This is a genomic window from Bacteroides sp. AM32-11AC (assembly GCF_003603515.1).
Taxonomy (GTDB): Bacteria; Bacteroidota; Bacteroidia; order Bacteroidales; family Bacteroidaceae; genus Bacteroides; species Bacteroides uniformis.
The window spans coordinates 89,972-102,102 of the sequence record NZ_QTNH01000018.1 but is presented as its reverse complement, the minus strand read 5'-3'; the positions used below and the strand labels follow the sequence as shown (position 1 = coordinate 102,102).

Annotated in this window: 12 protein-coding genes; all 12 read right to left on the bottom strand. The window is 33.5% G+C overall.

All coding sequences use genetic code 11. From position 1 onward, the window contains the following. Positions 1–23 precede the first annotated feature (23 nt). The 12 genes from DW800_RS17610 to DW800_RS17555 all read right to left on the bottom strand — a co-directional run bounded on the left by DW800_RS17610 (position 24) and on the right by DW800_RS17555 (position 12,029). Positions 24–500, bottom strand: coding sequence for a glycosyltransferase (locus DW800_RS17610; RefSeq protein ID WP_117704059.1), 477 nt, complete (start codon positions 498–500; stop codon positions 24–26). Positions 501–518: 18 nt separating this feature from the next. Further along, positions 519–977 (bottom strand): oligosaccharide biosynthesis protein Alg14, encoded by a 459-nt coding sequence (locus DW800_RS17605; RefSeq protein ID WP_087332643.1) that lies wholly within the window; start codon positions 975–977, stop codon positions 519–521. Between the two features lie 9 nt (positions 978–986). Beyond that, entirely contained in the window at positions 987–2,300 is a 1,314-nt protein-coding gene (locus DW800_RS17600) for a UDP-glucose dehydrogenase family protein (RefSeq protein WP_117704058.1), read from the bottom strand. A 4-nt stretch (positions 2,301–2,304) separates the two neighbouring features. Next, entirely contained in the window at positions 2,305–3,213 is a 909-nt protein-coding gene (locus tag DW800_RS17595) for an ATP-grasp fold amidoligase family protein (protein ID WP_117704057.1), read from the bottom strand. 194 nt (positions 3,214–3,407) lie between these two features. Then, a complete protein-coding gene (locus DW800_RS17590) occupies positions 3,408–4,442 on the bottom strand; it encodes a glycosyltransferase (RefSeq protein WP_087332640.1) in 1,035 nt (344 codons plus the stop codon). Between the two features lie 21 nt (positions 4,443–4,463). Further along, on the bottom strand, positions 4,464–4,934 hold the full coding sequence (locus DW800_RS17585) for a serine O-acetyltransferase (RefSeq protein WP_162612929.1): 471 nt from the start codon (positions 4,932–4,934) through the stop codon (positions 4,464–4,466). Positions 4,935–4,998: 64 nt separating this feature from the next. Beyond that, entirely contained in the window at positions 4,999–6,165 is a 1,167-nt protein-coding gene (locus tag DW800_RS17580; RefSeq protein WP_117704063.1) for a glycoside hydrolase family 99-like domain-containing protein, read from the bottom strand. Between the two features lie 34 nt (positions 6,166–6,199). After that, the gene (locus DW800_RS17575) at positions 6,200–7,507 is read right to left on the bottom strand and encodes an O-antigen polymerase (RefSeq protein ID WP_117704056.1); all 1,308 of its coding nucleotides are present in this window, start codon (positions 7,505–7,507) and stop codon (positions 6,200–6,202) included. Beyond that, entirely contained in the window at positions 7,495–8,715 is a 1,221-nt protein-coding gene (locus DW800_RS17570; RefSeq protein WP_087332637.1) for a polysaccharide pyruvyl transferase family protein, read from the bottom strand. Before DW800_RS17570 ends, DW800_RS17575 begins: the two co-directional genes overlap by 13 nt. Continuing rightward, a complete protein-coding gene (locus DW800_RS17565; RefSeq protein WP_087332636.1) occupies positions 8,681–9,688 on the bottom strand; it encodes an acyltransferase family protein in 1,008 nt (335 codons plus the stop codon). Before DW800_RS17565 ends, DW800_RS17570 begins: the two co-directional genes overlap by 35 nt. A 57-nt stretch (positions 9,689–9,745) precedes the next feature. Continuing rightward, a complete protein-coding gene (locus tag DW800_RS17560) occupies positions 9,746–10,684 on the bottom strand; it encodes a Coenzyme F420 hydrogenase/dehydrogenase, beta subunit C-terminal domain (RefSeq protein ID WP_117704055.1) in 939 nt (312 codons plus the stop codon). A 4-nt stretch (positions 10,685–10,688) separates the two neighbouring features. After that, positions 10,689–12,029 (bottom strand): flippase, encoded by a 1,341-nt coding sequence (locus DW800_RS17555; RefSeq protein WP_117704054.1) that lies wholly within the window; start codon positions 12,027–12,029, stop codon positions 10,689–10,691. Positions 12,030–12,131 lie beyond the last annotated feature (102 nt).

Genomic DNA, 12,131 nt, shown 5'->3' with positions numbered 1-12,131 from the left:
ACCGACTAGTGACCAAAAAATTTTTAGTGGACACTAGTGATATAATTAATAAGATTATTTATTAGAGTATTGGATGCTTCTAAACCAAGCTGATGAATGCATTTTAAGTCTTTTTTTAATAGATATTCCTTTAGTTCTTCTTTATTGTTAGCTACATAGGCATATCCAAGTTCTTTCATTTTTTTGGATGTAGCCAATTGGTGTTCGTTTCGGTGTTCACCTAAGGCTGCTATACGTGGAAATACGATAATTGGTTTTCCTTTTGTCATTGCTGAAATTATAGTTCCCATACCGGCATGAGCTACTATTAAACGAGCATCATGACATAATTTATCAAATTCATCAGGTGCCAAAAAATCAATCGTTTTAATATTTTTAGGTTGATATCTTCCTTTGTATGTTTGCGCAATAATGAGTTCGTTTGACATAGGAGCGATCTCATCGAGGATTTTAATAAAGCGATCAAAAGGGGCTTGTGTGCCTATAGTGGCAAAAATCATAATTTATAATTTAGAAGTTTAACCAAAGATATTTCCTGCAAAAATGACCTTATTTCCTGCCAAGCTTGGCCATTGGGTGTAGATACGTGAAGCAAATTTAGATGCGATTCTTCCACTGAATGAAATATGTTCAACATTAGCTATACTATCTATCCATACTGTACGTATACCGCAAATTTTTGCCGCAAACAGACACACTAATCCAGGGGCTGCTCCTGTTGTTATTACTATAGAAGGCTTTTCTTTGCAAATAATGTAAATAGAATGTAAAAGCTCAGGAAACATCTTATAAAAATCCCAGCGGCTAAAGTCGTTCATTGAGTAATAGACTCTTCCTTCAACCATAGTTGCACATTTTTCATGAGTAGACATATATACTACATCAAATTCTTTCTCTAATGCCTTAGCAATGCGTAGTAATTGCACCCAGTGGCCCCCGATGGAAGCCACAGCGAACACTTTTAATTTTTTTCTCATTTTTGAAGTCTATTTTTCTCCAATTCGAGTATATGAATACCCTAATTCTTCCAATTCTGTTCGATTCCAAATGTTACGACCATCTACAATGATACGCCCGGGCATTATCTTTGAAATTACATTCCATGTGGGTAAGCGGAATTGACGCCATTCAGTCATGAGTAAAAGTGCATCCGCACCATCCGCACAATCATATAGGTTTTCTGTATAAATTACTGTCTCACCAATTCGACGTTTACATTCCGGCATTGCAATAGGGTCGAATACACGAATCTTTGCACCATCCTTCAATAGTTTATCAATAACGACCAGAGCCGGAGCTTCACGCATATCGTCCGTTTCGGGCTTGAAGGCTAAACCGAGCACAGCAATAGTTTTATCTTTTACGTTACCTATCAATGAGATTAGCTTATCATAAACAATAGATTTCTGTTTCTCATTGACGTGCTCCACGGCTTCAATTATTTCCATATGATAACCATTGTCAATGCCTGTATGTATAAGTGCTTTTACATCCTTGGGAAAACAAGACCCCCCATAGCCGCAACCTGCATACAAAAACTTCTGGCCGATACGGGTGTCTGCACCGATACCTTTGCGCACATGGTCTACGTTTGCTCCTACACGTTCACAAAGGTTGGCTATATCGTTCATGAAACTGATGCGAGTAGCTAACATCGCATTGGCGGCATATTTGGTCATTTCTGCAGAAGGAATATCCATAAATATTACACGGAAGTTATTGATTAAGAAAGGTTGATACAATTTTGTCATTACTTCTTTTGCTTTCTCACTTTCAGTACCAACTACCACACGGTCAGGGCTCATGAAATCTTTGATGGCAGCACCTTCTTTTAGGAATTCGGGATTGGAAGCCACATCGAAAGGTATGGCCACACCTCGTTTATCCAGCTCTGCCTGAATTGCAGCTTTCACTTTCTTGGCAGTACCGACAGGTACTGTGGATTTTGTTACTAAAATAGTGTATTTGTTGATGTTTTGGCCGAATTGTTTGGCTACGGCCAATACATATTTCAAATCAGCAGAACCATCTTCATCGGGAGGTGTACCTACCGCAGAAAATACTACCTCTACATTATCGAGCACAGATGGTAAATCGGTAGTGAACATCAATCGGCCATATTCTACATTTCGTTTCACCAGTTCTTCCAGGCCTGGCTCATAAATTGGCATTTCTCCATTATTCAGTTTGCTAATTTTGTTTGCGTCTACATCCACGCAAGTTACAGTGGCTCCCATTTCTGCGAAACAAGTACCTGACACCAGACCTACGTAGCCTGTGCCAACAATTGCAATATTCATATTCTTACTTTGTCTTTTTGATTAAACCTGATAAATTAACAGCTTTTCCCATACGTAACAATTCCTCATCTGTAAAGAAACTCATATGGCAAGCATTACATGTAAATGTCATCTCTCCAAAATATACTTTGTCGTTAGACTCATATAAATCTACTCTTACAAGTGGAAAATCTTCCGCTAATTTCTCCGCATATGTTATCATTTCATCCAAATGTTTAGGTTTGGGCACTACTGAACCATTTCGATAATGTTCTGGAATAAGATCCTTTCGTATAGTCCAATTGGGTAGTTCATAGTAATTATAATCTGTAGTATGCTTCTTAATATTTCTGTTCGTGCAGCACATACAGCTATATGCCTTACCATTCATGCACCATATCTTGTAATCGATTAAAGAAGATGATAATTTGGGGTCTTGTTCGAGTAGTTCCTCTATTACAATGCATCTTCTTATTTTTGTATAATGCATTTCTCCTGTTAGGTATCCGTATGGCTCAGCTATCCATGATTTGAGCTCTATTTTTGTTTTCGGTATATCTAATAAGGTTTTGTCTTTTACAATTTTTACTGTACCAAATCCGTTGTTGGACTTAATGACGAACTTGTTAGGCAAAGAGTTAAAGTCAATGTCGTCAACGTCTTCATAATGACCATATAATTTGACCAATAACTCACCACATCCTTTTTTTTCTAAAAACTCTCTTACTTTATATTTGTCAGCGAGATTTGTCCATTCTGAAGTGTCAGAATTGAAAAGTAGCCACATCATTTTTTCATTAATATCTTGTGGGTTATTAAGATTAGGCCACTTTTTAAACTTTCTATAGTATAGAAGTTTGCATGTAAAAGTATCTGGTAATAGTTTTGTATGTACCAATACTTTACATATCTTGTTAAGTTGCTTCGTTATCATAAATGTTTGTTTTTATTGTAATTCTAAAAAGATATGTTTATGCAAGGATTCATTTTTTTATTTTATAATCTATAGGTATTCAGAATGTACTGTAATCTCAAAATTTGCAGGATTCAATTTTCTTCAATATATAGATGTGCTGATTCAGCCAAAAGATAAGATTGTGAACTACACTTTTTAAATAGTTATTATGCTCATAATATTTCTATTTTAGACAATAACATTTGAGTTATCACATTATTCACATCGTATTTTTCGGCTTCCTTTTGGCACTCTATCGCCATTTCCGACAAATTATATTGGCCATTTATACACTCTTCCATCATATCTGCTAATGCGGTGGTATTATGTATAGGTACAAAAAGTGCCGTTTTTCCTTCTTTCAAAAATTGACGATTGTGTGCCCATTCAGAAGCAATGATAGGAACTCCCGAAATGAAAGCATCTATGAAAATGCCTGCAAAGCCTTCTCCTTTCCAGTAGGTTGGAAATAGCATCATATCGTATGTGGAAAGCGTATCATATCCCTTACTCTCACGCAAATTCAAGAAACCTTTATAGTTCACATTTGCTAAAGTGGTTAGTTTGCTATTAAAGACATTCTCATAACTTTCCGCTACTTCTCCATAAAAGTCTATTTCGTATTTGTCCGTGAGTCCTTTCTTATTTAATGTGTTAGCGCATTCTATGATATAGTCACATCCTTTCTCTGGCATGATTCGAGATAAAAAAACGAACCGAAGTTTATTATGTCTTTTCTCTACTTGTGGCATATATGGGATGGGCTTGAAATTGGGAACTTGTATTACATTTTTTACACCAGCTTTTGTTAGCTGTTCGACCATTATATTACTCTCAACCAAGGTCCAATTCATGTATCCTATAACTTTGCTGTCAAAAGTGCCATTTTGAACTTTATCTCCAAGACTTCCGCCGATGACCCAGTGAATAGTGTGTTGTTTCCAACTCACTGTCTTCATCACTTTCATCATTGGATAGACATTTTGTGTTGAGGTACAAAATATTAAAGATGCATTACGATGAAAAAGAAGGGCATATAATAATTTAACCAATACCCATGGATGGCTTCTCCATTTATAGAAATCCATTACAAGACATTTAATACCATTCTCTTCCAATTTATTTATCATTAATTGATTTTTCATAGTCTCACCACATACAGCAGGATGCTTGTGATTAACCCAGCCTATTATAATAGCTTCTTTCATTGAACATGATATTTTGAATGATTACTTAGCAATTTTCCAAGAATCATTTTCACAGACTCTATACTTTATTATTTTTGCAGGAACACCGGCAACAATAGAATGACTTGGCACATCTTTTACAACAACAGCATTAGCCCCGATTATTACATCATTGCCAATGAATATAGGGCCTAAAACTTTTGCACCTGCACCAACCCACACATTATTTCCTATTGTTGGTGCTCCACCATCATTCCATCCTATAGTGACTTGTTGGTTTACAATGCAATTAGTCCCCATTTTTGTACAATAAATTATAGTACTGAATCCATGCATAAAACGTAGTCCTCCTCCTATTTCGGATTTGGAACTAATATATAGATTTATATGCATGCATGTTGGGTGCACAAGATATCGTAGAAATTTGATTTTTGTATATTTAAGTCGATAATCAACTAAAGCTCTGAATTCTGCAAATTTCAAGAAAAACATAATGAATGTCGATAAATTCATTGGTTTGTTTTTCCATTTACACCATATGTTAAAATCTTCTGCTAATTTTGAAGGTAAACACATTTCATTTATTTATTAATTTGGATAGAACATCTATATAGCCATGCCCGAATTTTAAGTCGGGTTCCATATAATTTCCTTCTCCCCATTCATTCCAGCTTTGAAGAAAAAGAATCTTATGTTCATAGTCTTTATCTTTGATTAAGTTTAAAGCCTTTTCTACCATCTTTCCAAATAATTGTGGTGTTGAATTATGCCATATGTTATTTGTATTCTTCCATGCGCGAGGACTGCGGTCAAAATTGGGTATAATGGTGGGATATACATCTTCTCTTTTGTCATCCTTTACATAATAGTGCTCGATAATTTTTGAGTAATTTATTCTAAGCACATAATTAATATGTAGCTTCTTCTGTAAAAAGCGTTTTAAATAATATATTAATGGAGACTCTGACTTTACTTGAGCGCCATTGGTACCTCGCGAATTTACTGCATCGAAACCTAACGAACGTATGTGATCGTAGAAATATTTTGATGTGTTGTTTTTGTCAGAGAATATATTGACTACTTTCCCTTCTGCATTGTGCATCCTGAAATTTTCAGTTATGCCAACAAAATGGAAGCCGTTTAAACCTTCTTTTTGGGCTAAACTATTCCATAATTCTTTGAAATGTGAGAAGTCTACAAAATCTTGTGGCGCAAATACAACGAAAAGTAGTTTACTATCAACCTTTATATATCGTTTATCCTTAAATGCTTTTAGATATTTGTAAAAATGATTGATGTGGTCCTCGTCGCCAGGGTATGTCATTTGAGCAATAACTGTTTGCTTAAACTTTGTTTTTGAAGATGTCCACGTTCTGGTAGACCATGTATGGTTGGCCCAGCCTAAGCAGAAAGGAAAATCTGGGTTGCCACTTTCAACAACGTCATTGAAAGGTCTTTCTAAAAGTTCTTTTCCTTCTCCAAACCAATAGTGCCAATAACAGAAGCCTTCTATTCCTGCTTCCCTTGCCAGTTCTGCTTGTTGTTCTCGAATTTCAGGTATACGTAAATCGTAGTAGCCTAAATCAGCAGGAACTCGAGGTTGATAATGTCCTTTAAACAATGGTTTTGCCTTTCCAACATTCGTCCATTCTGTGAATCCTTTTCCCCAATATTTATTATTCTCTTCTATTGGATGAAATTGTGGTAAATAAAACGCTATTACGCGAGCTGATTTATTGTTCATTTTATTGTTTTTATATGTGGATATATTAGCATAATTAGTTTCTTTTTCTGTCATTGTATGGATACAATGGAATTCTGTTTTTTCTGCTATTAATACCTAACGGTGAATTGATGAGGTATAGTATGATTAAGCCACATAGTAAATCTAAACTGGCACTATAAACTTTGTAAGTATAGCATGTAAAACCGGTAATACAAAGCATACCCCATACATAAAGCCAATATAAGTGGTTGGATGATACTATCCTTTTTCTATAGATTCTCCTAATAAGTATAAATGAAATAGTGAGAATAAATGGGATGGTAAGAAAACCAAAATCAGAAAAGATATCTCCTATAAATGTATAAAAAATGCTGGGCGAGATACCGGTTTTGGCTCCCCAGTAATTACGTCTCTTAAACAAATCGACAAATGTGTCGAGGCCGATAGCATCTTTAAAGAAAGCAAAACAATTATCACCTTCTGTATAGGCTTTAGTATGCCACATGTATTCATTGAAATTTAAAGTGCCTTCTCCTGCGTATAATGAAATCCAACCCAATATTGAAACTGATTGAGCTCCCTCGTTTGTGCTATACCTTGCTATCGTCATAATCGCAAAAAGTAAAATAAAAGATGAAAAGATTATAAGAGAAAACACTTTAATTTTTTTCAAAATTTCTCTATCTTGTATATAATTGCGTAATAAGAAAAATGATAATACGGCATTTAATGAAGTAAAAACCACAGCAGAACGTCCAGAAAGTGATAGTGTATAAAGAACTGGGTTTATACATCCTATTATTAGAGCAGTCAATTTGTATTTGTTTATATTTCTTGTGCTAATATATAAGAAAAGTAGAAACATTGAACAATATTGAAACTTGAGATTAATTGAATTACAGATTTTTCCTATTGGAGAATACCAATTAATTACTTTTGTTTTATCTAAATCACCAGACATTTTCTCGGCATAAATATCTGCTAATTGACTTGAATTGTCAAAATTATAAGTATTCAATATATGGATGAAATTCTCTATAAAGGGAAGAATAGATATGATACAAAAAAAAGTAATTACTTTTTCAAATATCATTTTATTCTTGATTTCAATGACTGTTGTTTTATCATTAAAACAATTAAATGGTATACAAGAAATAGCAAGGCACAGAACGAAAAATATATAGGGCATTAATGTAATATTGTTGTATTTTTGTGACTCGATATAAAAAATCACAGAGAAAATTGACGAAAATGTCCATACTGAAAGGATGTAGCAAAAAGAGGCCTTACATTTGAATAAGAATACTGATACAAGGAATATAATTATGCACAGTATTGAATACAGAATTACGAGTTGCATTTTGATATAACATTAAAAGCAGTGTTGAAACAAGATTTTGCTATTTGATGAGCTGCTTTTGCATATTTTTTCAGTTCATCTTTGGAAGGCTGTTCACTTATTATAAGGTGTTCGAATTCTTTATAGTCAAAGTTTAGAATGGCTTCTTTTGAGTTAAAATCCAAAGAACGGCGTTTGATTTCTAAAATATCCAATGTTCCTGCTATTTTATGCTCATAATTCAATGCAATTACAGGAATCAAATTGTTTATACCAAAAATGATAGAATGATAGCGGGCTCCTATAATCATTTGGGCACTTCGGATAATCGATTGTTGAATGTCAGAACTATAGGTATCGGATAAGACGATTATTCGTGATGAATATTTCGACAGATGCTGAAGTCTTTTAAAATATTCATAATCGCTCTTGTTGGATAGATATAATTGAGGCAGCATAACGATATTATAATCTGTTTTACATGCAATTATCTCTATCATTTTCAGATAGCTTTTGTCAATTGATTCTTGAGTCATATTACAAAAGGTCGGATGCCATGTCAATTGATTAGGTACAAAGACTACGTATGGCTTAGAGCTTACCTTGGATTTTACACTATCAGGTGCCTTGACATTGGGGACATCCAAAAAAGCAGAATCAATTGCTTTAATATAAGAAATAGACAGCGTATCAGCAAGATCCATGCTTTTCGCATCACGCAAAGATAGGAAATCTACATTTTTTAGAACAGTTTGTGCTTTTGAACAAAAAAACTTCTGAAGTATATTTTGAGGATTGAAAGGTCCAATAGAGCGTGAATAATAAATTATTGGTTTTGCTAAGTAGTTACAAAGTTTCATAATATAAAGATGCGACCAATTATAGAAGCCGCCTAAGCAAATGCCACCGGGTGCACAGATAACAATGTCAGATTCTTTAATATAGTTTGCTAAGACTCTATTCGAACGAATTAGAAAACTCACAATCATAAGATTGCTGCAAATTGAAAAAATACGTGATTTACGATAACCTATATCCGTATTAATATTGATATAAGTATTATTGGGGTTATCGACACGTATTTGCTCTATTGTACCTTCTTTTATATTTTCAAGTACTATTGTTATCAGTGCATTGGGAATACTATTGTTTATAGTACGAATTAAGCTACGGTGTGCAGCTTCGTCCCCTCTATTATAAACTGGTTGATTTAAAAGTAGAATTTTCATTTTTTTGCTTACCTATTAAAAATGGAACATATGTATTTATTATTTTTGAAAATCCTAATAATATAAATGACTGTACAATACATATAATGAATGCTGACAAGTATTGGCAATCATAAATACTATTTATGTGTCTAAACAAAAGCATGGTTAATGCCAAGGCTTTTCCATTAAATGCAAAAAATACTAATGAATTTCTTCCTATTTTCTCCAGAAAACTTAAAGGAAATAAATTGGAAATTATGTATATTGTAAACATTCCCAAAAGAGACAATATGATGAAAAAAGCAGGGGAAGAATAATAATTATAAGCAAAATGAAACTCCATATCTAAATTCAATTGCATAACTAATGCTATAAAGATGTAACATAGTAGTATGGCAATTCCAATAGCACTATTAGAATATGTTTTTATTTTATATCTTGAAGTTAATTCTTTGAAAACATTTCCAGAAATGAAGAAAGATAAAGCAAATAGTGCGATATCACAGTAATACGGCATCATTTGCGAGTCTGTATTTTTTATAAGATAGACCGATGGCAATAACGCAATTGCGGTTAATATCTTATATTTTAAGTTTTTCATATAAACATGATACAATAATATATAATATAACTGGACTGCTATTAAACAAGAGACAAACCACAAATCATATCCATATAGAATCCTTAATGTACGGTGTGCTACCAATTCAAAATTTCCATTAAGTACAGATTCCCAGTTATCTTTTCCAATGAAAAGAATAAGGAAACATAATAGAAAATATGGAATAATCAATGTTCTTGTCAATTTGAAAATATCTTCCTTAAACGTACGACATCTATATAAATAGCCGGAAAGGAAAAAAAACATTGTTAGAAAAAACGGTGTATATACCATCTGTATATATGGGTGGTGTAGTTTGCAATGTGCTAACAAAACACAAAAAACGCATATGCCTTTTGCATTATCAATCCATCTGATTCTTTCTTTCATTAATTCTGTTGTGATATGAGAATTTTGTTTACTGATAATCTTGTTTATTTGTCACAGTCACTTCAAAAAATAGCCCTCAAATAGATTTCTTATTTTATTGTGAAAATATAGCATTCCGCATCTTAATATTAGAAATCGATACCAATTGTTTTGACAAATAGCTCTAAATAGTTTTGTCTTATGAGGATTGGCGTTGTATTTAGCTTTTCTATCTATGGTTCCTTTCTGGGAGGCTATGACTTGTTTAAAATCAATTTTTGATAAAAATATATAGGTGTCATCACGACATTGTGCCAAATATGCTTCTCCAATCATAGAAAAACAAGTGACTAAAGTCTTTCCTATAGTTTCAGTTTTTATACAATCTTGTAGCCAAGGGTCAGCAAGGGCGATATCGCAATTTTTGTTCAATGTATCTTTGCACATAAAGCATTTCGGTCTAATGAATAAACGTGAATGAAAAATCTCAGTCCATATAGATTTATTATTGGGTATTTCTATCTTTTTAGAATTGTTTGTTTCTATTTGAATGCTGCTTGGCCATCCGTTGCCTCTGTATTGCAGTTTTTTGATATTGTTTATGTCAATGCCTTTTTTCCGCAATAGATATGTTGTTGCTTCAATTGTTTGCTGTGAAGAGCATGTAAGCCCTATAATTATTACTTTATGGTTCTTCTTTTCTACTATATTTCGTATGCCCCTTGATTGGCAAGGTAAACAAAAGCATGCAAAATCACCTTTTATCTCATTTATATGCTTTTTAATAAAATCTATTAAGTCTATCTCTTGATATATAGATCCGCTTATTTCATAGTCGTCATAAGAATGGATTATTAAAGGAGAATATCTTAATGTTTGATTGTTGAACTTAAAAGAAATGGCAGACTGTATAATGTCTTTATCGAACAACCATTTTAAAAATGCACTGCCAACACCTCCGGATGTGGCACTGTAGCGAACTTGAGCGTCTGCTGAATAACCTAAATATGACTTCATTCTGTTATTTAAAATTTAGTCGAAACAAATATTTCCAGCCAAAAACAACTGAATAGAGTTGAATCTTAAAAACATTGTAATAAGGCGGAATCAGAATGTTAGCTAAACACCCACTAAAAATGAGCGTAATTATAGTAACATAAGCAGCCCCAATAGTTCCATATTTAGGTATAAGTATGTAATTCAAGCCAATACAAATAAAGCAACCTAACATATTTCTGATGAAAGCCCACTTCTGCAACCCTTCCATTATTATTATTTGGCCTGCCGATGATGATAATGCCATCCCAATTGTTTTCCAAGCTAATATCTGAAGGATTGGAACAGCTAATGAATACTTTTCTCCGAATGTCAAATAAATTAGCCAATGCGAGCAAACTGAAGTGAATAATGCAAGTAGGATTGAAATCCAAACTGTTATGCTTACAAAAGCTTTTTTCTTGTTTTCGTATTCCTCCTTTGTGCCGGTTTCTCTTACTTTAACAAGGAGTGGAGTTATTGTTTGGGTTAGGACAGTTGGAAGAAATAGAGTCAAATCAAGAAATTTGCCGGCTGTTGCAAAATATCCAACGGATTCATTATCTATCATATTGCCTATCATTACTTGGTCTATCTTTTGGTATATTACTACAGCTGCACCTGAAAGGACTAAAGGGAAAGATTGTTTTAAGAAATAGGGTACTATTGATTTGTCATATTTCCATAACGATATGTTCCCTATTGTTTTTTTGTATGACAAGCAATAACCACTTGCAACGAGGAAGGTATCAAACAATGTAGCAATGATAAAGTATTCTAAAGGGGCTTTTATAAGAAGGAGAACTATTTTTATAGATGCCCCTATGATGGTTCTTGCTATTTCGGATTTTACAACATATTCGTTTTTGACAATAGATGTGAAATAATTCCGGACTAAATTGAAACAATTCGAGTACAAGGTCAACGAATAACAAATAATCATTAATGCCGTAAAACGATCTGCTTCAAATATCATTAGTGTTACCAGAATTACTAAAAATGCCATGGTAGAACATACAATTCTAATGCGTAGGCAAGTCCCTAATATAATATTTTTGTTTTCAGGCTTACGGGATAATTCTCTAATTTCGATGTTGTCTAGGCCAAAGGTAGACAAGACACTGAATATTGATACATAGCTAATAACATAATTCATTAGGCCATATTGTTCTGGCCCTAAATATCTTGCTACAAGAATACCTACCAATAGAGTCCCTGCCATGTTTACAATTTTACCACCCATGGCCCAAGCTACATTGGATAATATTTTTATTGTATTACCTCCGATATTTTGCTTGATTTTCTTAAATCTGACAAATGGATTCATTGTATTTGCTTTCGATTTTTCTAATCCTTTTTCTTGTTTTTTATTTAGGCTACGCTAATGAAAGAATAGTCTTTTTTATTGGGGCAGCTATATGTAATTATG